This window comes from Pseudomonas sp. GW456-12-1-14-TSB6 (genome assembly GCF_059424205.1).
Genome location: NZ_JBWKZE010000009.1, coordinates 93,341 through 116,383 on the forward strand (window position 1 = coordinate 93,341; position 23,043 = coordinate 116,383).

Here is a 23,043-nt window from a genome sequence, read left to right on the forward strand (position 1 = left end):
CATGGCGGAGTGCCCGCACAGCGGTTTTTGGCACGATTCCCGCAAAAAAGCGCTTGATCCAATGAGGGTCAATACTGAAGAGACACGTGGTTGAGCGACAAAACGGTTTTTCCTGACCTTTAAGTCAGAAAACCATTGACCGAAAAGTCAGACCTGCTAAATTCGGCTCAAGTCGCTCAACAACAATAATGAGTCTGCGAGGCCTTCCGTGATCCAGTTTTTACTTAACCAGGAACTCCGTAGCGAGCACGCCCTGGACCCGAACCTGACTGTGCTCAACTACCTGCGCGAACACGTGGGTAAATCCGGCACCAAAGAAGGCTGCGCCAGCGGTGACTGCGGCGCCTGTACGGTGGTGGTCGGCGAGTTGCAGACGGATGACGATGGCCGCGAACACATTCGCTATCGCAGCCTCAACTCGTGCCTGACATTCGTGTCGTCGCTGCACGGCAAACAATTGATCAGCGTCGAAGACCTCAAGCACAAGGGCGAACTGCACAGCGTGCAGAAAGCCATGGTCGAGTGCCACGGTTCGCAGTGCGGTTTCTGCACCCCCGGTTTCGTGATGTCGCTGTTCGCCCTGCAAAAGAACAGCGATGCACCGGATCAGGCCAAGGCCCACGAAGCGCTGGCCGGCAACCTTTGCCGCTGCACCGGCTACCGACCGATCCTGGCCGCCGCCGAACAATCCTGCTGCGCCAAGCAACCGGACCAGTTCGACGCCCGTGAAGCGGAAACCATCGCCCGCCTCAAAGCCATTGCCCCGACGTCGATCGGCGAACTCAACAGCGGCGACAAACGCTGCCTGGTGCCGCTGACCGTGGCCGATCTGGCCGATCTCTACGACGCTTATCCACAGGCCCGCCTGCTGGCTGGCGGCACCGATCTGGCGCTGGAAGTCACTCAGTTCCACCGCACGTTGCCGGTGATGATCTACGTCGGCAACGTCGCCGAAATGAAACGCATCGAGCACTTCGAGGATCGCATCGAAATCGGCGCCGCCACCGCCCTCTCCGACTGCTACGAAGCGTTGAACGCCGAGTACCCGGACTTCGGCGAGCTGCTGCACCGCTTCGCCTCCCTGCAGATCCGCAACCAGGGCACTTTGGGCGGCAACATCGGCAACGCCTCGCCGATCGGTGACTCGCCGCCCCTGCTGATCGCCCTCGGCGCGCAGATCGTGCTGTGCAAGGGCGAGACCCGCCGCACGCTGGCCCTCGAGGATTACTTCATCGATTACCGGGTCACCGCGCGTCAGGAAAGCGAGTTCATCGAGAAGATCATCGTCCCTCGCGCCACGGCTGAGCAGCGCTTCCGCGCCTACAAAGTCTCCAAGCGTCTGGACGACGACATCTCTGCCGTCTGCGCTGCGTTCAATCTGCGCATCGAAAACGGCGTGATCACCGACGCCCGCGTCGCCTTCGGCGGCATGGCCGCGATCCCGAAACGCGCCGCTCATTGCGAAGCCGTGCTGCTCGGCCAGCCGTTCAACAACGCAACGGTCGAACGCGCCTGCACCGCGCTGGGCGAGGATTTCACCCCGCTCTCTGACTTCCGCGCCAGCAAGGAATACCGCCTGCTCAGCGCGCAGAACCTGCTGCGCAAATACTTCATCGAACTGCAAACACCGCACATCGAGACTCGGGTGACCGCTTATGTCTAACCATCACGGCGTAGAGAAAACGCAAGCTGAACTGGCTGAACTGTTCGCCAAAGACCTGACCACCGGCGTCGGCCGCAGCGTCAAGCACGACAGCGCCGCCAAACATGTGTCCGGTGAAGCGCAATACATCGATGACCGCCTGGAATTCCCCAACCAATTACACGTTTACGCGCGGCTGTCGGATCGCGCCCACGCGAAAATCATCAGCATCGACACCCAGCCCTGCTACGCCTTTGAAGGCGTGCGCATCGCCATCACCCATGAAGACGTACCGGGCCTGAAAGACATCGGCCCGCTGCTGCCGGGCGATCCGCTGCTGGCCATCGATGACGTGCAGTTCGTCGGTCAGCCAGTGCTGGCCGTGGCCGCCAAGGATCTGGAAACCGCACGCAAGGCCGCCATGGCCGCGATCATCGAATACGAAGATCTGGAGCCGGTGCTGGACGTGGTCGAAGCCCTGCGCAAACGCCACTTCGTGCTCGACAGCCATACCCATCAACGCGGCGATTCAGTCAATGCGTTGGCCACGGCTGAACACCGGATTCAAGGCACGCTGCACATCGGCGGTCAGGAACACTTCTATCTGGAGACCCAGATCTCCTCGGTGATGCCGACCGAAGACGGCGGCATGATCGTCTACTGCTCGACCCAGAACCCCACCGAAGTGCAGAAGCTGGTGGCCGAAGTTCTCGACGTGTCGATGAACAAGATCGTGGTCGACATGCGCCGCATGGGCGGTGGTTTCGGCGGCAAGGAAACCCAGGCCGCGAGCCCGGCGTGCCTGTGCGCGGTGATCGCGCACCTCACCGGCCAGCCGACCAAGATGCGCCTGCCGCGTGTCGAAGACATGCTGATGACCGGCAAGCGTCACCCGTTCTACGTCGAGTACGACGTCGGTTTCGACAGCAACGGGCGCCTGCACGGCATCGCGATGGATCTGGCCGGTAACTGCGGCTGCTCGCCTGATCTGTCGGCCTCGATTGTCGACCGGGCGATGTTCCACTCGGACAACTCGTATTACCTGGGCGATGCGACCATCAACGGTCACCGCTGCAAGACCAACACCGCGTCGAACACCGCGTACCGTGGTTTCGGCGGGCCGCAAGGGATGGTCGCGATCGAAGAAGTGATGGACGCCATTGCCCGTCACCTGAACCTCGATCCGCTGGCCGTGCGCAAGGCCAACTATTACGGCAAGACCGAGCGCAACGTCACCCATTACTACCAGACCGTCGAGCACAACATGCTCGAAGAGATGACCGCCGAACTGGAAGAAAGCAGCCAGTACGCCGAGCGCCGCGAAGCGATCCGTCGCTACAACGCCAACAGCCCGATCCTGAAAAAAGGCCTGGCGCTGACCCCGGTGAAATTCGGTATTTCCTTCACTGCCAGCTTCCTCAATCAGGCCGGTGCGCTGGTGCACGTCTACACCGACGGCAGCATCCACCTGAACCACGGCGGCACGGAAATGGGCCAGGGTCTGAACACCAAAGTCGCGCAAGTCGTGGCCGAAGTGTTCCAGGTGGAAATGGACCGCGTGCAGATTACCGCGACCAACACCGACAAAGTGCCGAACACCTCGCCGACCGCGGCCTCCAGCGGCGCCGACCTGAACGGCAAAGCGGCGCAGAACGCTGCCGAGACAATCAAGCAGCGGCTGGTCGAATTCGCCGCGCGGCACTACAAGGTCAGCGAAGAAGACGTGGAATTCCACAACGGCCACGTACGGGTGCGTGACCACATCCTGACCTTCGAAGCGCTGATCCAGCTGGCGTATTTCAATCAGGTGTCGCTGTCGAGCACCGGGTTCTACAAGACCCCGAAAATCTACTACGACCGCAGCCAGGCCCGTGGTCGGCCGTTCTACTACTTCGCCTTCGGCGCGGCGTGCTGCGAAGTGATCGTCGACACCCTGACCGGCGAGTACAAGATGCTCCGTACCGACATCCTCCACGACGTCGGCGCCTCGCTGAACCCGGCCATCGACATCGGCCAGGTCGAAGGTGGTTTCGTTCAGGGCATGGGCTGGCTGACCATGGAAGAACTGGTGTGGAACAACAAGGGCAAGCTGATGACCAACGGCCCGGCCAGTTACAAGATCCCGGCCGTGGCGGACATGCCGCTGGACCTGCGGGTGAAGCTGGTGGAAAACCGCAAGAACCCGGAAGACACGGTGTTCCACTCCAAGGCTGTGGGTGAACCGCCGTTCATGCTCGGCATCGCCGCGTGGTGTGCGATCAAGGATGCGGTGGCCAGCCTTGGCGATTACAAACATCAGCCGAAGATCGACGCGCCGGCGACCCCGGAGCGGGTGTTGTGGGGCTGCGAGCAGATGCGCCAGCTCAAGGCGGTGAAAGCCGTCGAAGCTGAAACCGAGGTTGTTTGATGATCGTTCCCACGCTCTGCGTGGGAATGCAGCCCGCGACGCTCTGCGTCGCATCCTGAACAGCGGACGCGGAGCGTCCAGTGATGCATTCCCACGCGACGGTTCGACGCCTCGACGTGGGAACGATCTGAGAGGTGAGATATGTACAACTGGATCGACGCCCTCGCCGACCTGCAGAACCAGGGCGAACCCTGCGTTCTGGTGACGATCATCGAAGAACTCGGCTCGACGCCGCGCAATGCCGGCTCGAAGATGGTCGTCAGCGCCCGCCAGACTTTCGATACTATCGGTGGCGGGCACCTGGAATACAAAGCCATGCAGATCGCCCGCGAGATGCTCGCCAGCGGCAGGCAGGACACCCATCTGGAGCGCTTCAGTCTCGGTGCCAGCCTCGGCCAGTGCTGCGGCGGCGCCACGGTGCTGCTGTTCGAACCGATGGGCCAGGTGCAGGCACAGATCGCCGTGTTCGGCGCCGGCCATGTCGGCCGCGCGCTCGTGCCGCTGCTCGCCAGCCTGCCCTGCCGGGTACGCTGGATCGATTCCCGGGAAGAGGAATTCCCCGAGCAGATTCCCCACGGCGTGCGCAAGATCGTCGCCGAGGAACCGGTGGATGAAATCGACGACCTGCCCGCCGGCAGCTACTGCATCGTCATGACCCACAACCATCAACTGGATCTGGAACTCACCGCCGCGATCCTCAAGCGCAACGACTTCACCTGGTTCGGCCTGATCGGCTCGAAGACCAAACGGGCCAAGTTCGAACACCGCCTGCGTGATCGTGGTTTCGACGCCAGCGTCGTGCAACGCATGCGCTGCCCGATGGGCATCGGCGAAGTCAAAGGCAAGTTGCCTGTGGAAATCGCCATCTCCATCGCCGGCGAAATCATCGCCACCTATAACGCCAATTTCGGCCAGCACACCGCCAGCGCCGAACCGATTGCCAAACTGCTGCCGGTTTCGCGCCGCAGTCAGGCCGCCACACTCAAAGCCTCAAACTGATTAGAGAACCCTCATGCCTCTGACTCGCAAAGCCTACCGCGCCGCCATCCTGCACAGCATCGCCGACCCCGCCGAGGTCGGCATCGAAGCCTCCTACGAGTATTTCGAGGACGGCCTGCTGGTGGTCGATGGCGGCAAGATCAGCGCCCTTGGCCACGCCAGCGAACTGCTGCCGAGCCTGCCGGCGGACATCGAGATCACCCATCACAAGGATGCGCTGATCACCCCGGGCTTCATCGACACCCACATCCACCTGCCGCAGACCGGCATGGTCGGCGCCTATGGCGAGCAACTGCTGGACTGGCTGAACACCTACACCTTCCCTTGCGAAAGCCAGTTCGCCGACAAGGCCCACGCCGATGAAGTGGCGGACATTTTCATCAAGGAACTGTTGCGCAACGGCACCACCACCGCGCTGGTGTTCGGCAGCGTGCACCCGCAATCGGTGAACTCGTTCTTCGAAGCGGCCGAGAAGCTGGACCTGCGGATGATCGCCGGCAAGGTGATGATGGACCGCAACGCGCCGGACTACCTGACCGACACCCCGGAATCGAGCTACGTTGACAGCAAGGCGCTGATCGAGCGCTGGCACGGCAAGGGTCGTCTGCACTATGCAGTCACCCCGCGTTTCGCCCCGACCAGCACCCCGGAACAGCTGACCCTCGCCGGCCAGTTGCTCAGCGAATACCCGGATCTGTACATGCAGACCCACATCAGCGAAAACCTCAAGGAAGTCGAGTGGGTCAAGGAGCTGTTCCCGGAGCGCAAGGGCTATCTGGACGTCTACGACCACTATCAATTGCTCGGCGAGCGTTCGGTGTTCGCCCATGGCGTGCACCTGTGCGATGACGAATGCGCGCGCCTGGCGCAGACCGGTTCGGCAGTCGCGTTCTGCCCGACCTCGAACTTCTTCCTCGGCAGCGGCCTGTTCAACCTGCCGATGGCCGAGAAGCACAAACTGAACGTCGGCCTCGGGACTGACGTCGGCGGCGGCACCAGTTTCTCGCTGCTGCAAACCCTGAACGAAGCCTACAAGGTGATGCAGCTGCAAGGTGCGCGCCTGAGCCCGTTCAAGTCGCTGTACCTCGCCACCCTCGGCGGCGCGCGGGCACTTCGTCTGGAAGACAGGATCGGCAACCTGCAACCGGGCTCCGACGCCGACTTCCTGGTGCTGGACTACAACGCTACGCCGCTGCTGAGCTACCGCTTGAAGCAGGCCAACAACATTGCCGAGACGCTGTTTGTACTGATGACCCTGGGCGATGACCGCACTGTGGCTCAGACTTATGCAGCAGGTGCGCTGGTACACCAGCGCTAACTGATTGCTCGATCGTTCCCACGCTCTGCGTGGGAATGCAGCCCGTGACGCTCCGCGTCACTGGACGCGGAGCGTCCCCAGAGACATTCCCACGCAGAGCGTGGGAACGATCAGACGGACAAAAAAAATCCCCCGGTACTTTGCAGTCCGGGGGATTTTTATTGCCTGTCGATTCGCCTCAGAGCTTGACCGCCGGCCGCCCCGGCTTCTTGGTCTGCAACAGGTGCGAGAACACTGCATGCAGATCGTCCGAAGCGCTTTCCTCGTCGAGGTTGAGCTTGCTGTCGATGTGATCCATGTGATGCATCATCAGGTCCACCGCCAGCTCGCCGTTGCGCGCTTCGATGGCGTCAATCAACTGGGTGTGCTCGTCGTAGGAACAGTGCGAGCGGTTGCCGCTTTCATACTGGGCAATGATCAGCGACGTCTGCGAAACCAGACTGCGCTGGAAGCTGATCAACGGCGCGTTCTTCGCCGCTTCGGCCAGTTTCAGGTGGAATTCGCCGGAGAGACGGATGCCGGCGCCGCGATCGCCACGGGAGAAGCTGTCGCGTTCGTCGTTGACCATCTGGCGCAGTTCGGCAATCTGCTCGGCGGTGGCGTGTTGCACCGCCAGCTCGGTGATCGCGCGTTCCACCAGACGTCGGGCGAGGAACACCTGACGCGCCTCTTCAACGCTCGGGCTGGCGACGACTGCGCCACGGTTCGGCCGCAACAGCACCACGCCTTCATGGGCCAGACGCGAGAGCGCGCGGCGAATGATGGTGCGGCTGACCCCGAAAATTTCCCCCAGCGCTTCTTCGCTCAACTTGGTGCCGGGCGCCAGACGCTGTTCGAGGATGGCCTCGAAGATATGCGCATAGACAATATCGTCCTGGGTTCCGCTGCGGCCGGCTTTGCCTGCTCGCGGTTGTTTCTTGAGGGGTTGCAACTGTTCGTTCATGGGCACTCGAGTCGGGAAGAACGGCGGCGAATTGACCGTGACTGTAATACGGCACAGTGGGTCGCTGGCAAGTATCGCGTAAAAAACAGCGCGATTGTACACAATGGAAGGTGGCAACACGACTGTACGGCTGTTTGCGACTTCGGCTGTATTGCAACGCTCCGTTACGTTTGAGTTTAGGCTTAAACCCGAAATCCGTGGCTTGAACAAGGAACGCCGCTGTCATGAACGAAATTACCCACACCCGACTGCGCCCGCTGGCGGACACATCGCCCTCCGCCATTGTCGCCGGGTTCATCGCGATGATGACCGGCTACACCAGCTCGCTGGTGCTGATGTTCCAGGCCGGACAGGCGGCGGGCCTGACCAGCGGGCAGATTTCGTCGTGGATCTGGGCGATTTCCATCGGCATGGCGGTGTGCTCGATCGGCCTGTCGTTGCGCTATCGCACGCCGATCACGATTGCGTGGTCAACGCCCGGCGCGGCGCTGTTGATCACCAGCCTCGGCGGCGTGACGTATGGCGAAGCGATTGGCGCCTACATTACCTGCGCCGTGCTGGTGACGATCTGCGGCCTGACCGGCAGCTTCGAACGGCTGGTGAAAAAGATCCCGGCCTCCCTCGCCGCCGCGCTGCTGGCGGGGATCCTGTTCAAGATCGGCAGTGAAATCTTCGTCGCGGCACAGCACCGCACCGGCCTGGTGCTGGGGATGTTCTTCACGTATCTCATCGTCAAACGCCTGTCGCCGCGTTATGCGGTGCTCGCTGCGCTGCTGATCGGCACCGCGCTGTCGGGCTTCATGGGTTTGCTGGACTTCAGCGGCTTTCATCTGGAAGTGGCGACACCGGTCTGGACCACGCCGCACTTTTCCCTGGCCGCGACCATCAGCATCGGCATTCCGCTGTTTGTCGTAGCGATGACCTCGCAGAACATGCCCGGCATCGCCGTGTTACGGGCCGACGGCTACAACGTCCCGGCCTCGCCGCTGATCACCGCCACCGGCATCGCGTCCTTGCTGCTGGCGCCGTTCGGCTCCCACGGCATCAACCTGGCGGCCATCAGCGCGGCGATCTGCACCGGGCCCCATGCCCATGAGGATCGCAACAAACGCTACACCGCAGCGGTGTGGTGCGGGATTTTCTACGGGATTGCCGGGGTGTTCGGCGCCACGCTGGCGGCGCTGTTCGCCGCGCTGCCCAAGGAACTGGTGCTGTCGATCGCTGCGCTGGCGCTGTTCGGTTCGATCATCAACGGCTTGAGCATCGCCATGACCGAGGTGAAGGAACGGGAAGCAGCGCTGATCACGTTCATGGTCACGGCGTCGGGGCTGACGTTGTTTTCCATCGGTTCAGCGTTCTGGGGGATTGTCGCGGGGGTGTTGACCTTGCTGATCCTCAACTGGCGCAAGGCTTGAGGCCTGAATAAAAAGCAGGCATAAAAAAACGGCGACCCTCGGGTCGCCGTTTTTTTCAGTATCACTTGGCCGCGTTGATCGGCTTTTCCGGATACCAGACGTCCAGCAGCGGGCTGATTTCAGTGCTGGTCAGCTCGGAGCGGGTTTTCAACCAGGCTTCAACAGCAGCGCGCTGCTCTTCGGTGACCGAGCCGCGCTTCTGCAGGCAAACCAGACCGAAGTCGTCGCCGCCGACATAGCCCAGACCGTTGGCTTCCATGGCTTCTTTGATGAATGCTTCGAGGAAAGCGTCAATGGCTTCTTCGGACAGGTCTTCTTTGAAGCCCAGGTTCAGTTCGAAACCCAGCTCTTGAAATTCATCGACGCACAGTTTTTTGCGCAGACGCTGGGAACGGTTAGTCGCCATTGGAACAATCCTCTTAAGTAATAACGGCCGGCACTTTACCAGTTTAAGCCGGCGATTGCCCGACTCTCTGGAACGTGCGTGCGACCGCCTGTAAAAAAATAACGAATTGGCGCCCTTGCGAAAGGCACAAGCTGTAACAGCTTGGGGCATAATGCCGACACTTTCATGACCACTGAGGGCCTTTTCATCCATGTCCTCGTCTTTTTTCCCCTCGGCTGTAGGGTTTTATTTCATATGATCAAATCGTTGCGTCCTCTGCTCCTGGCCGGTCTTCTTCTGCCGCTGGCCTTGCCCGTCTCCGCTGCCACCATCAACACCGCCCTGACCCCCAACGTCGAAAAAGCCCTCAAGGCCAGCAAGCTGCAGCCCACTGCCCTGTCGCTGGTGATGGTGCCACTGGACGGTCCGGGCACGCCGACCGTGTACAACGCCGACGTGTCGGTCAACCCTGCCTCGACCATGAAGCTGGTCACCACTTACGCGGCGCTGGAAATGCTCGGCCCCAACCATCAGTGGAAAACCGAGTTTTACACCGACGGCGACCTGAACGGCGGGATCCTCAACGGCAACCTCTACCTCAAGGGTGGTGGCGATCCGAAGCTGAACATGGAAAAACTCTGGCTGCTGATGCGCGACCTGCGTGCCAACGGCGTAACCCAGGTCACCGGTGATCTGGTACTGGACCGCAGCTTCTTCGTGCAGCCGCAACTGCCGGAATTCAACGATGACGGCAACGACGAGAACAAGCCGTTCCTGGTCAAGCCGGATTCGCTGCTGGTCAACCTCAAGGCCCTGCGTTTCGTGGCTCGCAATGACAACGGCCGGGTATTGATCTCGGTCGAGCCGCCGATTGCCAGCATCAACATCGAAAACACCGTCAAAGCGCTCAACTCCAAACAATGCACCGGCGGCGTGCGCTACAACCCGGTGCCGCAGGCCGATGGCAGCGTGACCGTAACCGTGGCCGGCCAGTTGGGCGAAGGCTGCAGCTCGCAGACTTATCTGTCGCTGCTCGACCACGCGACCTACACCGCCGGCGCCGTGCGGGCGATCTGGAAGGAACTGGGCGGCAGCATCCAGGGCAAGGATCGTCTGGCCCCGACGCCGAGCAGCGCCAAAGTGCTGGCCCGCGCGTTCTCGCCGGATCTGGCGGAAATCATCCGCGACATCAACAAGTACAGTAACAACACCATGGCTCAACAGCTGTTCCTGAGCCTGGGCCAGAAATTCCGCAACGACGCCGACGGCGATGACGCCAAGGCCGCGCAACGCGTGGTGCGTCAGTGGCTGGCGAAGAAAGGCATCACCGCGCCGCATCTGGTGATGGAGAACGGTTCCGGTCTGTCGCGTTCCGAGCGGGTCAGCGCCCGGGAAATGGCCAACATGCTGCAAGCGGCCTGGCACAGCCCTTACGCCGCCGAGTACATCAGCTCGCTGCCGATTGCCGGCACGGACGGCACCATGCGCAAACGCTTGAAGACCACCGCGATGCGCGGCGAAGCCCACGTCAAGACCGGCACCCTGAACACCGTACGGGCAATCGCCGGCTTCAGCCGCGACGTCAACGGCAACACCTGGGCGGTGGTGGCGATCCTCAACGACAAGGCCCCGTTCGGCGCGTCGTCGGTGCTGGATCAGGTGCTGCTGGATCTCTATAAACAGCCGCGGACGCCGCAGACTGCTTCGGTTCTGTAATCCCCGTAAATGATTGTTCCCACGTCGAGGCGTCGAACCGTCCGCGTGGGAATACAGCCCGTGACGCTCTGCGTCAATGGATGCGGAGCGTCCCCGGAGGCATTCCCACGCAGAGCGTGGGAACGATCAGGTGGCAGAGGGGCTCAGTTCATCTGCCGCTCGACCCGATCCCGTCCGCCCTGCTTCGCCGCATACACCCCGGAATCCGCCCGCAACAACAGCGCATCCGCGCCCTCCCCCGGTCGCCAGCTGGCAATCCCGAAACTGGCCGTCACCACCCCCACCACGTCGATCGGCGCACTGCGCAGGCTGTGCCATAACTCCTCGGCCAGCATGTGGGCGTGTTCGCCGTCGATGTCCGGGCACAGCACCATGAACTCTTCGCCGCCCAACCAGCAGAACACGTCGGTACGCCGCAGCCGGTGACCGATGCGCTCGCAGACCGCCTGCAACACGCGGTCGCCCACCGCGTGACCGTACTGATCGTTGATCCGTTTGAAGTGGTCGATGTCGAGCATGATCACTGACAACTCGCCACCGCCACGCTCGACCCGCGCCATCTCGGTGGTCAGGCGCTCCTGGAAATAGCGCCGGTTGTGAATGCCGGTCAGGGAATCGGTCACCGACAGCGCGCGCAATTCTTCTTCCACCCGTTTCAGGTCGGAGATGTCGGAAATATAGCCGTGCCACAGCACGCCGCCGCCCGGCAGCTCCTCCGGCGTCGCCTCGCCGCGAACCCAGCGCAGGCCGCGCCCGGGTAATTGCACGCGGTATTCCTCGCGCCACGGGCTGAGATTGTCCGCCGAAGCGCGGATCGACTTGCGCACGCGGCTGACGTCCTGCGGATGGATACGGGTGAAAATCGCTTCGGCGTTGAGCAGCAGCACATCCGGCTCGAGCTCGTAGATTTCGCGGATACCGTCGCTGGCGTAGATCACGCTGAAGCGTCCGTCGAACTCCATTTTGAATTGATAGATCCCGCCGGGAACATGGGCGCTGAGCTTCTTCAACAGCACATCCCGCGCGGCCAGCGCTTCGTGCACGCGCTTGCGTTCGGTGATGTCGATGCAGATCGCCAAGTGCCCGACCCACAGCCCCTGCTCGTCCAGCACCGGCGTGGCCAGCATGTTCACTGGAATGTGGCTGCCGTCCTTGCGCACCAGCGTCCACTCGCGCGCCTCGTGCCCGCCGACTTCGCCACCCTCCACCAGCATCGCCTGGCAGGTCGGAATGGTCTTGCCATAGCGGGCGCTGAGCTCCGCCGCGCGGGCCACCAGTTCCCGGGGAAAGTGCAGGTTTTCCAGGGTCATGTGGCCGACCACTTCGTTGCTGAGATAACCGAGCATCTGCTCGGCGCCGGGGTTGAACGTGTTGATCACACCGCGCAGGTCGGTGGCGATGATTGCCACTTGGGTGGCCGCGTTGAGCACTCCGCGCAACTGGCCGTGGGTGCCGCGCAGTTCCTGTTCGCGTTCATGCAGCTCCTGAGTACGCAACTCGACCATGCGCAACGCGCGCTGGCGCTGACTGACCAGCACATAAAGCAGCGCACTCAACAGCAGACTGAGCAACCCGCCCAGCACCACCACGCTGCCCACCGCCGAATGGTTGGCCTGCATGAACGCTTCGCTGGGCAGAATATCCACCTGGTAGTCGTGATCGGCCATGCGCACCAACCGCGTAGCCGACAGATCGCTTGGCACCGGCTCATTGGTCGACTCGAACAACACTTCATGCTGATCGGTGGTGGACAGATCGAGGATGCGTACCGACAGATAGTCATGAAGTGCATCCGGCAAGCCGTCTGCCAGCAGCTGTCGCATGCTGATGACAGCCATCACATAGCCATATGATCTGGACTCCCCTTCGCGCAGCAGCGGTGCCACCAACAATACGCCGCGTGCGTAAGCCGGCTCGATACCGACCAGATGCATCGGCTGCGACACCGCCAGACCGCGTAGCTGGTCGGCGCGTTCAAGGGTCGAGCGGCGCAATGGCTGGGCCAGCAAGTCGTAACCCAGCGGCGCGTCAAGCCGGCTCTGGGTCTGGCTGTACAACACCACCACGTATTCATCACGGGCCGCGGCCAGTTGCAGCTCGCCGCGGGCATTGAGTTCGCGCACACTGAAGGTGCTCAGGCCTTCATCCCGCGCCCGCTGTTCAAACGCTGCACGCTCGGCACCGCTCACCCGCAGGGCGAACGAATAGGCCTGGGTGCGCAGTAATAAAGGTTGGGTGTAACCATCGAATTCGGCGCGGGACACCGATTCGGAGTTGGCGAAGAACCGGCGCAAGCCATCGAGGCGTTGCTCCTGATCCTGAAAACGTTCTTCGATGCGGCTGTAGCGCTCGTTGGCCAGTAGCTGAAAGCGTTGGCGCAACTGGCTATGAAACTGATTGAGGGTGCCCCAGGCGAGCAGCCCCGTGAGAATCCCGCCGGCGAGCAATACCAACACCGCGACCAGCCAGGCCGAGACTTCTTCGCTGATAAAACCCAATATCTTCGGGCGCACGGGGTGCAACGACATAAAAGCCACTCACTACGTCAGCATCTGCGGGAAAAACCCCATCGGCCGTGTGTGAGTTATAGCTATTAGCCACTAATTTGGCTAGTTCTGAACGGATCCAAGAGCCTTTAAAAATCAAGGCTCTGTGGATCCAATGTTGCAGAGTGTCAACGAGCCGTGATTTTCCAGGCGCGGTGGATCTTGCCGTTACGGGCGAAATCCGGGTCGATGGTGCTGGCGGTGATTTCCTCGACCGCGTAACGCTCGGCCAGGGTGTCTTCGAGCTGGAACTTGCGGAAGTTGTTGGAGAAATACAACACCCCGCCGCTGGCCAGACGCGCCATGGCCAGGTCGATCAACTGCACCTGATCTCGCTGCACGTCGAAGATGCCTTCCATGCGCTTGGAGTTGGAGAACGTCGGCGGATCGATGAAGATCAGGTCGTACTCTTCGCGGCAATTTTCCAGCCACGCCATCACATCGCCCTGCTCCAGACGGTTCTTGTCCGAGAACCCGTTGAGCGACAGGTTGCGGCGCGCCCAGTCGAGGTAGGTTTTCGACAGGTCGACGCTGGTGGTGCTGCGCGCGCCACCCTTGGCAGCGTGCACACTGGCGGTCGCGGTGTAGCAGAACAGGTTGAGGAAGCGCTTGCCGGCCGCCTCTTTCTGGATCCGCATGCGCATCGGCCGGTGGTCGAGGAACAGCCCGGTATCGAGGTAATCGGTGAGGTTGACCAGCAACTTCACGCCGCCTTCGGTCACTTCATTGAACTTGCCTTGGGCAGCCTGACGCTCGTACTGCTTGGTGCCGCTCTGACGCTCGCGGCGCTTGACCACCACGCGGCTCTTGTCGATGTTCAGCGCCTGCGGGATGGCCGCCAGCGCGTCGAACATGCGGATCGAGGCTTTTTCCGGGTCAATAGACTTCGGCGCGGCATATTCCTGAACGTGTACCCAGTCGTGGTAGAGGTCGATGGCCATGGCGTATTCCGGCATGTCCGCATCGTAGACGCGGTAGCAGTCGATGCCTTCGCGCTTGACCCACTTGCTCATGGCCTTGAGGTTCTTCTGCAGGCGGTTGGCAAACATCTGCCCGCCTTCGCTCAGGCGCGGTTGCTCGATCACTGGCGCCGGGGCCGGCGTCGGTTTGATCGGGTTACCGTTCTTGTTGAACTTGCGCTCTTGCGGCTCGTTCGGCGTCTGGTCGTAAGCCGCTTGCTCGCGCTCGGCCTGACGCTGCTCCGGGGTGCGGCGCTCGCCGGTGACGAACTGATCCGGCAGGACCTTGATCAACAGCAGCTTGCACGGCAGCGCGCCGTTCCAGAACGAATACTGTTTATGGCTGCGGATGCCCATGCGCTTGCCCAGGTCCGGCGCGCCGGTGAACACCGCCGCTTCCCAGTTCAGGCAGGCCTGACGCAGACGCTCGCCGAGGTTCTGGTAGAGGTACAACAGACTGGCTTCATCACCCAGACGCTCGCCGTACGGCGGGTTGCAGATGACCAGACCTTTCTGGTTCTGGTCCGGACGCGGTTCGAAGGTCGCGACTTCACCCTGATAGATCTTGATCCACTCGCTCAGGCCGGCGCGCTCGACGTTGTTGCGGCCCGGCTGGATCAGCCGTGGGTCGGCTTCATAACCACGAATCCACAGCGGCGGCTTGGCCAGACCGGCAGCGGCGCGCTCGACCGCTTCTTCATGCAATTTTTTCCACAGCGCCGGCACGTGGCCCAGCCAGGCGGTGAAGCCCCACTGTTCGCGACGCAGATTCGGTGCCATGTCGGCGGCGATCATGCCGGCTTCGACCAGGAACGTGCCGACACCGCACATCGGGTCCGCCAGCGCGCCACCTTCGGCGGCGATGCGCGGCCAGCCGGAACGGATCAGGATGGCCGCTGCGAGGTTTTCCTTCAGCGGCGCGGCGCCCTGCTGCAAGCGATAGCCGCGCTGGTGCAGGCTGTGGCCGGAGAGATCGAGGGACAGAATCGCTTCGCCACGATCCAGGCGCAGGTGAATGCGCAGGTCCGGGTTGAGCTTGTCGATGCTTGGACGGTCGCCCTGCGGTGTGCGCAGTTTGTCGACGATGGCGTCCTTGACCTTCAGGGCGCCGAAGTGAGTGTTGTCGATGCCCGAGCCATGACCGCTGAATTCCACGGCCAGGGTGCCGTCGGCCAGCATGTGGTCCTGCCAGTCGACGTCGAGTACGCCGTGGTACAGGTCTTCGGCGTTTTTCATCGGGAAGCGCTTGAGCACCAGCAGCACCCGGTTGGCCAGACGCGACCAGAGGCACAGGCGATAAGCGGTTTCCATGGTCGCCATGCCACGCACGGCGGAGGTGTGTTCGCGGGCCTCTTCAAGGCCAAGCCCGACGGCTTCCTCGATGAGCAGGCCTTCAAGGCCTTTGGGGCAAGTGAGGAAGAGTTCGAAACGGTCGGACATGGTTTTTCCAGAGCCTTTGGCTGATGAACCGGCAACGCATTGCCGGTCCGGTTTTCAATCAGGCGCTTTTCTACAAGAGCGCCCGCGTGGCACGAAGGTGTGCCGTTCCATCCCCGCTGCTCGGGTTAAAAGAGCTTAGATGCCGGGACAGATAAAAAAGTTGAAGCAACAAAATGACTCAAAGCAACCCTTCGTCGAATAGTACCCCAGCGCAAACGTGGGTCATTCTCACTAAAGGATTAACCTCATCATCCAGCGCGGGGCCGATCATACCGGGGTTTGGCCAACAAACGCTGGATAAATACGCGGTTACTTATGGCCATAGCATCTTTTTCGTTACGTCCTTATGACAAAACGGTCATTCCATCGATGTGACTCATTGGTTAGAACTGGACACAGGTTGACGTCGCAACGGCGTCAACACCTTGGCTCGCCACGCCGGCAGCGAGCCGCCAACGGCAGAGTTTTTCTGCCAGACCTCAGTTGAGGTCGACGCGACAAAAACAGTCAACAAGTGAGGGAAACACCCTATGAGAAGACTTAAGCGTGATCCGTTGGAAAGAGCATTTTTGCGCGGATATCAATATGGCGTTGGTGGCAAATCCCGTGAGCTTTGCCCATTTACTCTACCGTCGGTACGTCAAGCCTGGATCAACGGCTGGCGAGAAGGACGCGGCGACAACTGGGACGGTATGACCGGCACTGCGGGAATCCACAGACTCAACGAACTTCACGCCGTCGGCTGACACAGGGCACTTATTGCGACACGACAATCTGATTTCGTAACGACCTGATCACCATGCACGTCCTTCCCGGACGGCGGGCTACGGCCCAGGGGCTCCTTCGAGGAGCCCTTTTTTATGCCTGCCTTTTTATGCCGGCCAATCAGCGCTTGGCGGCGATCGCGTCCACGGATTCGCGGATCAGCGCCGGGCCCTTATAGATGAAGCCGGAGTAGATCTGCACCAGGCTCGCGCCAGCCGCGATCTTCTCGGCCGCATGCTTGCCTTCGGTGATGCCGCCAGCCGCAATGATCGGCAGCTTGCCGCCCAGCTCGGACGCCAGCACTTTCACGGTGTGGGTGCTCTTCTCGCGAACCGGCGCGCCGGACAGACCGCCCGCCTCGTCACCGTGCTCCATGCCCTCGACGCCCACGCGGCTGAGGGTGGTGTTGGTGGCAATCACCGCGTCCATCCCGGTTTCGATCAATGCCTGGGCGACTTGCGCGGTTTCTTCGTCGGTCATGTCCGGCGCGATCTTGATCGCCAGCGGTACATGTTTGCCATGGCGCAGGGCCAGTTCGGCGCGGCGCGTGGCCAGATCCGCCAGCAATTGCTTGAGCGAGTCGCCGAATTGCAGGCTGCGCAGGCCCGGGGTGTTCGGCGAACTGACGTTGACCGTGACGTAGCTGGCGTGGGCGTAGACCTTGTCCAGGCAGATCAGGTAGTCATCCACCGCACGCTCGACCGGGGTGTCGAAGTTCTTGCCGATGTTGATCCCCAGCACGCCCTTGTATTTGGCCGCTGCCACCCGCGCCAGCAGGTTATCCACACCGAGGTTGTTGAAACCCATGCGGTTGATGATCGCCTCGGCTTCCGGCAGGCGGAAAATTCGTGGTTTCGGGTTGCCCGGCTGCGGACGCGGGGTCACGGTGCCGATTTCGACAAACCCGAAACCCAGCTGGGCGAAGCCGTCGATGGCCGCGCCGTTCTTGTCCAGACCGGCCGCCAGACCCACAGGGTTCGGGAACGTCAGGCCCATGACAGTCACCGGCAGCGACGCCGGAGCCTTGCACAGCAAGCCGTTGAGGCCCAAACGCCCGCCCGCGCCGATCAGATCCAGCGACAGATCGTGGGAGGTTTCCGGGGAAAGTTTGAACAACAGCTGACGGGCCAGGGTGTACATGGGCGGCTATGACTCGGGCGGCGAAAAGAGGCGGCGATTATAGCCGGGCATCCCCCCGCCGCGCGAGGCGCACGGTTAAATCGGTGCGCATGGCATATGCCTTGCACCCTCCTCGGCATCAGCCCGCAGGCCAATGGTGGCGCGCAGGCAAAGACAATGGCGTCGTCTCTCGGTTTTGCGCGGGCAAAGCCTGGGACGACGTTTTTTTTGAGGGTAGCTTTCATGACTCAAACCTCCGCCGGGCCGCTGGCCTGGGTCAACGGCAGCGATGCCCCGGAAAAAAGCGCGATCAACCTCGGCTTCATGGCCCTGAGCGACTGCGCCTCGCTGGTGGTCGCCGCCACTCAGGACTTTGCCCAGCCTTACGGCCTGACCCTGAACCTCAAGCGCCAGAGTTCCTGGGCCAACCTGCGGGACAATCTGGTCAGCGGCGAACTCGATGCCGCCCACAGCCTTTACGGGCTGATCTACGCGGTGCATCTGGGCATCGGCGGTGTCGCGCCGACCGACATGGCGGTGCTGATGGGCCTGAACCAGAACGGCCAGAGCCTCAACCTGTCCCACGGTTTGCAGGGCCTGGGCGTGACCGGTCCTGAAGCGCTGCACCATCATGTGCACCAAACCCGCGCAAAACTGACCTTCGCCCAGACCTTCCCGACCGGCACCCATGCCATGTGGCTTTATTACTGGCTGGCGAGCCAGGGCATTCATCCGTTGCAGGATGTCGACAGCGTGGTGATGCCGCCGCCGCAAATGGTCGCGCACTTGCAGGCCGGACGCATCGATGGTCTCTGCGTTGGCGAGCCGTGGGCGGCCAGCGCCGTGCAGCAAAATCTCGGTTTCACCCTGGCCACCAGCCAGACCATCTGGCCCGATCACCCGGAAAAAGTCCTCGGCTGCACCCGCGCCTTCGTCGAGCAATACCCCAACACCGCGCGCGCGCTGGTGATGGCGATCCTCGAGGCCAGCCGTTTCATCGAAGAGAGCCCGGAAAACCGCCGCAGCACCGCGCAACTTCTCAGCGCCGCCGAGTACCTCGACGCCCCGGTCTCCTGCATCGAACCGCGCTTTCTCGGCGACTACGACGATGGCCTCGGCAATCGCTGGCAAGACCCTCACGCCCTGCGCTTTCACGGCGATGGCGCGGTGAACCTGCCGTACCTGTCGGACGGCATGTGGTTCATGACTCAGTTCCGCCGTTGGGGTTTGCTGCGCGATGACCCGGACTACCTCGCCGTCGCCCGTCAGGTGCAGCAACTGGAGATCTATCGCGACGCAGCGACTGCTGTGGGCGTTGCGGCCTGGGGCAAGGACATGCGCAGCAGCCAGTTGATCGACGGCAAAATCTGGGACGGCAGCGACCCGGCCGCCTTCGCCCGGAGCTTCAAGCTCCACGCGCTGAGCGACAGCGCGCCACTTCTTGCCCGCCGCTGACAGGAGACCGCGAACATGCTGCGCATTCTGCTGATCAATGACACCGCGAAAAAAGTCGGGCGCCTGAAAGCCGCGTTGACCGAGGCCGGTTTCGAAGTGATCGACGAGTCGGGCCTGACCATCGACCTGCCGGCGCGCGTCGAAACGGTGCGTCCGGACGTGATCCTGATCGATACCGAGTCACCGAGCCGCGATGTGATGGAACAAGTGGTGCTGGTCAGCCGCGACCAGCCCCGGCCGATCGTGATGTTCACCGACGAGCATGACCCCGGCGTGATGCGCCAGGCGATCAAGTCCGGGGTCAGTGCCTACATCGTCGAGGGCATTCACGCACAACGCCTGCAGCCGATTCTCGACGTGGCCATGGCCCGCTTCGAAAGCGATCAGGCCTTGCGCGCCCAGCTACAGGCCCGCGACCAGCAACTGGCCGAGCGCAAGCGCATCGAACTGGCCAAAGGACTGCTGATGAAAATGAAGGACTGCAACGAAGATGAGGCCTACACCCTGATGCGCCGCCAGGCCATGAGCCGCCAGCAGAAACTGATTCAGGTGGCGGAGCAGATCATTGCCATGAGCGAGCTGCTTGGCTGAAATTCTGCGCTACTTTTGCAGCGAAAAATCAAAAGCGCCCTCACCCTAGCCCTCTCCCGGAGGGAGAGGGAACCGACCGCAGTGTCCTGCGTCATACATCGACCTGAAAAACCCAGTCGATTATGGATTCAAAGCCGATCGCTCACGTCGGCGTATCTCTCGAATATCCCCCGATCAGTTCCCTCTCCCTCCGGGAGAGGGTTAGGGTGAGGGGCTTTTGATTTTGACTTGGCACAAATCTCGCTAAGCAATCCCTACAGGTAACCAACGGCGGTTGCCCCACCTACGACAAAGACGTCGCTCACCCTTTTCGCCCCTTTCGGCGATCCGGGTAGCGGCGTTTTTGCGTTTTGGCCCCACAGCCCGGGGCCGGTGGTGCGGCCGTGGCGGCGCTCCACTTGCTGGCTTGTGACTCCTTCTCGAGATTCTTAACAGCTGAGGTGCGCGATGAATAAAAGCTTCTGGAAATCCGGCCACACCCCGACCCTGTTCGCAGCCTTCCTGTATTTCGACCTGAGCTTCATGGTCTGGTACCTGCTCGGCCCGCTGGCGGTGCAGATTGCTGGCGACCTGCACCTGACCACTCAACAGCGCGGCCTCGTGGTGGCCACGCCGATTCTGGCCGGCGCGGTGCTGCGCTTTGCGATGGGCATGCTTGCCGATCGCCTGTCACCCAAGACTGCCGGGCTGATCGGCCAGGTGATCGTGATCTGCGCATTGTTCGGTGCCTGGAAACTCGGCATCCACAGTTACGAACAGGCTCTGCTGCTCGGCCTGTTCCTCGGCATGGCCGGCGCCTCATTCGCCGTCGCCCTGCCGCTGGCCTCGCAGTGGTATCCGCCGGAGCATCAGGGCAAGGCGATGGGCATCGCCGGGGCCGGCAATTCCGGGACCGTGTTCGCCGCGCTGATCGCCCCGGTGCTGGCGGCGGCGTTTGGCTGGAGCAATGTGTTCGGGTTCGCCCTGATTCCGCTGATCCTGACCCTTGTGCTGTTTGCCTGGCTGGCGAAAAACGCGCCGGAGCGACCAAAAGCCAAATCCATGGCCGACTACTTCAAGGCCCTGGGCGATCGCGACAGCTGGTGGTTCATGTTTTTCTACAGCGTCACCTTCGGCGGCTTCATCGGTCTGGCCAGCGCCCTGCCCGGCTACTTCAACGATCAATACGGTCTGAGCCCGGTGACCGCCGGTTACTACACCGCCGCCTGCGTGTTCGGCGGCAGCCTGATGCGTCCGCTGGGTGGCGCGCTGGCGGACCGGTTCGGCGGGATTCGCACCCTGCTGGCGATGTACACAGTGGCCGTAGTCTGCATCGCGGCGGTCGGCTTCAACCTGCCGAGTTCCTACGCGGCGCTGGCACTTTTCGTCTGCACCATGCTTGGTCTCGGTGCCGGTAACGGCGCGGTGTTCCAATTGGTGCCTCAGCGCTTTCGGCGCGAAATCGGCGTGATGACCGGGCTGATCGGGATGGCCGGCGGCATCGGCGGCTTTGCCCTGGCGGCAGGCATGGGCGCGATCAAACAGAGCACCGGCAGCTATCAACTGGCGCTGTGGTTGTTCGCCAGCCTTGGCGTGCTGGCGTGGTTTGGCCTGCACGGGGTCAAACGTCGCTGGAGAACCACTTGGGGTTCGGCGGCCGTGACCGCTGCCCGGGTCTGAAGCCCGAATGGCTCTGCAACTGAGCTTTGCCGAAGCCAGCGCCACCGGCCCCCGCGCGGAAAACCAGGACGCCTTGCGCCTGGTCACGCCGGCTCCGGCGCTGGCGGCCAGCAAAGGGTTTCTGTTCGCCATCGCCGACGGCGTGAGCCAGTGCGCCGATGGCGGGCTGGCCGCGCGTTCGACCTTGCAGGCGCTGGCACTGGACTACTACGCCACCCCGGAAACCTGGAGCGTGGCCCAGGCCCTCGATCGTCTGCTGCTCGCACAAAACCGCTGGTTGCAGGCCAATGGTGGCGGTCAGCCGCTGCTCACCACGGTCAGTGTGCTGGTACTGCGCGGCCGGCGATTTACCTTGGCCCACGTAGGCGATTGCCGGGTCTATCGCTGGCACGCCGAGACCTTGCAACGGATCACCGAAGACCATGTCTGGGATCAACCGGGCATGCAGCATGTGCTCAAGCGGGCATTGGGACTGGATCAGCATCTGGTGCTGGACTTTCTCGATGGCGAACTGCGTGACGGCGAATGTTTCGTGCTGCTCAGTGATGGCGTGTGGGCAGCGCTCGGCGATACCGCCATCGCCGGGATTCTGCGCGATCAACCGGATCTGCACAGTGCCGCGCAAACCTTGGTCAATGCCGCGCATCTGGCCGGCAGTCAGGACAATGCCAGTGCGCTGTTGGTGCGGGTGGATGCTGTTGGCGAGGCCAGCATCGGCGATGCGCTGATTCATTTGCAGCAGTGGCCGCTGCCCCCGCCGCTGAAACCGGGTCAGGTCTTTGAAGGCTGGCGGGTTCAAGAGGTTATAAGCCGGAGCCAGCAATCGTTGTTGTATCGCGTGCTCGATGGTCAGGGCCAGGCGTGGCTGTTGAAGACGTTGCCTGCACAACTGGCAGACGATGCCCAGGCCTTGCTGGCGGAGGAATGGTTTCTCAAACGCGTCGCCGGGCGGCACTTTCCCGAAGTTCATAGCGCCGGCCAGCGTCAGCATTTGTACTACGTGATGCGTGAATATTCGGGGACGACCCTGGCTCAGTTGTTCGAGCAAAGCGGCCCGCTGCCACTGGCTCAGTGGCAGGATCTGGCCGAACGCCTGCTGCGGGCTGTTGGCCTGTTGCATCGACGGCAGATCCTGCACCGCGACATCAAACCGGAAAACCTGCATCTGGGAGACGACGGCGAGTTGCGCCTGCTGGATTTCGGTCTGGCGTATTGCCCCGGCCTGTCGCAAGACGCACCGTCAACCTTACCCGGGACCCCGAGCTACATCGCGCCGGAGGCCTTTCAAAGCGCAGCTCCCAGCGCACAACAGGATCTGTATGCGGTGGGCGTGACTTTGTATTTTTTGCTCACCGGGCACTTTCCCTTTGGCGAGATCGAAGCCTTCCAACGCCCGCGTTTCGGGGTGCAGGTGAGTGCCGGTCGCTATCGCCCGGATCTGCCGGAGTGGCTGGCGCAGTGTCTGGAACGCGGTGTGGCGGCCGATCCTTTGCAACGCTATGAAACCGCCGAGGAATGGCTGCTGATTCTGGAGCAAGGTGAGCGCCGCAGCCTGAATGTACGCCCTCGCCCCTTGCTGGAACGGGAGCCGCTGAAGGTCTGGCGGACACTGGCGTTACTGGCACTGCTGGGCAATCTGGTCCTGCTGTTTCTGCTGTTTCATAGTTGATGCGGCGCTCCATTA

Annotated in this window: 16 protein-coding genes; 11 read left to right on the top strand and 5 right to left on the bottom strand. The window is 62.1% G+C overall.

Annotated features, from left to right (window positions below):
• Nucleotides 1-208: 208 nt before the first annotated feature.
• The 4 genes from xdhA to guaD all read left to right on the top strand — a co-directional run bounded on the left by xdhA (nt 209) and on the right by guaD (nt 6,366).
• Nucleotides 209-1,663, top strand: coding sequence for a xanthine dehydrogenase small subunit (gene xdhA, locus AC07Y2_RS10750; RefSeq protein ID WP_103386405.1), 1,455 nt, complete (start codon nt 209-211; stop codon nt 1,661-1,663).
• Complete coding sequence (gene xdhB, locus AC07Y2_RS10755; protein ID WP_103386406.1) at nt 1,656-4,049, top strand: xanthine dehydrogenase molybdopterin binding subunit; 2,394 nt, start codon at nt 1,656-1,658, stop codon at nt 4,047-4,049. Before xdhA ends, xdhB begins: the two co-directional genes overlap by 8 nt.
• Nucleotides 4,050-4,190: 141 nt before the next feature.
• Complete coding sequence (xdhC, locus tag AC07Y2_RS10760) at nt 4,191-5,048, top strand: xanthine dehydrogenase accessory protein XdhC (RefSeq protein WP_039770016.1); 858 nt, start codon at nt 4,191-4,193, stop codon at nt 5,046-5,048.
• Nucleotides 5,049-5,061: 13 nt separating this feature from the next.
• Nucleotides 5,062-6,366, top strand: a complete 1,305-nt coding sequence (gene guaD, locus AC07Y2_RS10765) for a guanine deaminase (RefSeq protein WP_039770015.1) — start codon at nt 5,062-5,064, stop codon at nt 6,364-6,366.
• Between the two features lie 178 nt (nt 6,367-6,544).
• Here the strand turns inward: guaD and AC07Y2_RS10770 are convergent, their stop codons facing one another.
• Nucleotides 6,545-7,309 (bottom strand): GntR family transcriptional regulator, encoded by a 765-nt coding sequence (locus AC07Y2_RS10770; protein ID WP_007952027.1) that lies wholly within the window; start codon nt 7,307-7,309, stop codon nt 6,545-6,547.
• A gap of 224 nt (nt 7,310-7,533) precedes the next feature.
• On the opposite strand from AC07Y2_RS10770, the gene AC07Y2_RS10775 reads away from it, so the two are divergent.
• Nucleotides 7,534-8,724, top strand: coding sequence for a benzoate/H(+) symporter BenE family transporter (locus AC07Y2_RS10775; protein WP_039770013.1), 1,191 nt, complete (start codon nt 7,534-7,536; stop codon nt 8,722-8,724).
• A 61-nt stretch (nt 8,725-8,785) separates the two neighbouring features.
• Here AC07Y2_RS10775 and AC07Y2_RS10780 read toward each other — a convergent pair whose 3' ends face one another.
• On the bottom strand, nt 8,786-9,130 hold the full coding sequence (locus tag AC07Y2_RS10780) for a YggL family protein (protein WP_039770011.1): 345 nt from the start codon (nt 9,128-9,130) through the stop codon (nt 8,786-8,788).
• Nucleotides 9,131-9,364: 234 nt separating this feature from the next.
• Between AC07Y2_RS10780 and dacB the strand changes: the two genes are divergently transcribed.
• On the top strand, nt 9,365-10,825 hold the full coding sequence (gene dacB / locus AC07Y2_RS10785) for a D-alanyl-D-alanine carboxypeptidase/D-alanyl-D-alanine endopeptidase (RefSeq protein ID WP_039770010.1): 1,461 nt from the start codon (nt 9,365-9,367) through the stop codon (nt 10,823-10,825).
• A 143-nt stretch (nt 10,826-10,968) separates the two neighbouring features.
• Here dacB and AC07Y2_RS10790 read toward each other — a convergent pair whose 3' ends face one another.
• Nucleotides 10,969-13,353 (bottom strand): sensor domain-containing diguanylate cyclase, encoded by a 2,385-nt coding sequence (locus AC07Y2_RS10790; protein WP_103386407.1) that lies wholly within the window; start codon nt 13,351-13,353, stop codon nt 10,969-10,971.
• 146 nt (nt 13,354-13,499) lie between these two features.
• The gene (rlmKL, locus tag AC07Y2_RS10795) at nt 13,500-15,770 is read right to left on the bottom strand and encodes a bifunctional 23S rRNA (guanine(2069)-N(7))-methyltransferase RlmK/23S rRNA (guanine(2445)-N(2))-methyltransferase RlmL (protein WP_039770007.1); all 2,271 of its coding nucleotides are present in this window, start codon (nt 15,768-15,770) and stop codon (nt 13,500-13,502) included.
• Nucleotides 15,771-16,300: 530 nt separating this feature from the next.
• Here rlmKL and rmf point away from each other — a divergent pair.
• The gene (gene rmf, locus AC07Y2_RS10800; RefSeq protein WP_003223300.1) at nt 16,301-16,516 is read left to right on the top strand and encodes a ribosome modulation factor; all 216 of its coding nucleotides are present in this window, start codon (nt 16,301-16,303) and stop codon (nt 16,514-16,516) included.
• Between the two features lie 139 nt (nt 16,517-16,655).
• Here rmf and AC07Y2_RS10805 read toward each other — a convergent pair whose 3' ends face one another.
• The gene (locus tag AC07Y2_RS10805) at nt 16,656-17,675 is read right to left on the bottom strand and encodes a quinone-dependent dihydroorotate dehydrogenase (RefSeq protein WP_085649404.1); all 1,020 of its coding nucleotides are present in this window, start codon (nt 17,673-17,675) and stop codon (nt 16,656-16,658) included.
• A gap of 222 nt (nt 17,676-17,897) precedes the next feature.
• On the opposite strand from AC07Y2_RS10805, the gene AC07Y2_RS10810 reads away from it, so the two are divergent.
• From AC07Y2_RS10810 to AC07Y2_RS10825, 4 genes are all read left to right on the top strand, one after another.
• On the top strand, nt 17,898-19,109 hold the full coding sequence (locus AC07Y2_RS10810; RefSeq protein ID WP_103386408.1) for a CmpA/NrtA family ABC transporter substrate-binding protein: 1,212 nt from the start codon (nt 17,898-17,900) through the stop codon (nt 19,107-19,109).
• 15 nt (nt 19,110-19,124) lie between these two features.
• The gene (locus tag AC07Y2_RS10815) at nt 19,125-19,700 is read left to right on the top strand and encodes an ANTAR domain-containing response regulator (RefSeq protein ID WP_103386409.1); all 576 of its coding nucleotides are present in this window, start codon (nt 19,125-19,127) and stop codon (nt 19,698-19,700) included.
• A gap of 447 nt (nt 19,701-20,147) precedes the next feature.
• Nucleotides 20,148-21,359 carry a nitrate/nitrite transporter gene (locus AC07Y2_RS10820; protein ID WP_039770001.1) on the top strand — a complete coding sequence of 404 codons (1,212 nt, stop codon included), beginning with the start codon at nt 20,148-20,150 and terminating at the stop codon, nt 21,357-21,359.
• Nucleotides 21,360-21,366: 7 nt separating this feature from the next.
• Nucleotides 21,367-23,028 (top strand): bifunctional protein-serine/threonine kinase/phosphatase, encoded by a 1,662-nt coding sequence (locus AC07Y2_RS10825; RefSeq protein ID WP_103386410.1) that lies wholly within the window; start codon nt 21,367-21,369, stop codon nt 23,026-23,028.
• The last annotated feature ends 15 nt before the right edge of the window (nt 23,029-23,043 follow it).

Bases quoted from the DNA above. Each gene is read 5' to 3' on its own strand.
- xdhB (WP_103386406.1), top strand. From the start codon at position 1,656: ATGTCTAACCATCACGGCGTAGAGAAAACGCAAGCTGAACTGGCTGAA.
- xdhC (WP_039770016.1), top strand. From the start codon at position 4,191: ATGTACAACTGGATCGACGCCCTCGCCGACCTGCAGAACCAGGGCGAA.
- guaD (WP_039770015.1), top strand. From the start codon at position 5,062: ATGCCTCTGACTCGCAAAGCCTACCGCGCCGCCATCCTGCACAGCATC.
- AC07Y2_RS10770 (WP_007952027.1), bottom strand. From the start codon at position 7,309: ATGAACGAACAGTTGCAACCCCTCAAGAAACAACCGCGAGCAGGCAAA.
- AC07Y2_RS10775 (WP_039770013.1), top strand. From the start codon at position 7,534: ATGAACGAAATTACCCACACCCGACTGCGCCCGCTGGCGGACACATCG.
- AC07Y2_RS10780 (WP_039770011.1), bottom strand. From the start codon at position 9,130: ATGGCGACTAACCGTTCCCAGCGTCTGCGCAAAAAACTGTGCGTCGAT.
- dacB (WP_039770010.1), top strand. From the start codon at position 9,365: ATGATCAAATCGTTGCGTCCTCTGCTCCTGGCCGGTCTTCTTCTGCCG.
- AC07Y2_RS10790 (WP_103386407.1), bottom strand. From the start codon at position 13,353: ATGTCGTTGCACCCCGTGCGCCCGAAGATATTGGGTTTTATCAGCGAA.
- rlmKL (WP_039770007.1), bottom strand. From the start codon at position 15,770: ATGTCCGACCGTTTCGAACTCTTCCTCACTTGCCCCAAAGGCCTTGAA.
- rmf (WP_003223300.1), top strand. From the start codon at position 16,301: ATGAGAAGACTTAAGCGTGATCCGTTGGAAAGAGCATTTTTGCGCGGA.
- AC07Y2_RS10805 (WP_085649404.1), bottom strand. From the start codon at position 17,675: ATGTACACCCTGGCCCGTCAGCTGTTGTTCAAACTTTCCCCGGAAACC.
- AC07Y2_RS10810 (WP_103386408.1), top strand. From the start codon at position 17,898: ATGACTCAAACCTCCGCCGGGCCGCTGGCCTGGGTCAACGGCAGCGAT.
- AC07Y2_RS10815 (WP_103386409.1), top strand. From the start codon at position 19,125: ATGCTGCGCATTCTGCTGATCAATGACACCGCGAAAAAAGTCGGGCGC.
- AC07Y2_RS10820 (WP_039770001.1), top strand. From the start codon at position 20,148: ATGAATAAAAGCTTCTGGAAATCCGGCCACACCCCGACCCTGTTCGCA.
- AC07Y2_RS10825 (WP_103386410.1), top strand. From the start codon at position 21,367: ATGGCTCTGCAACTGAGCTTTGCCGAAGCCAGCGCCACCGGCCCCCGC.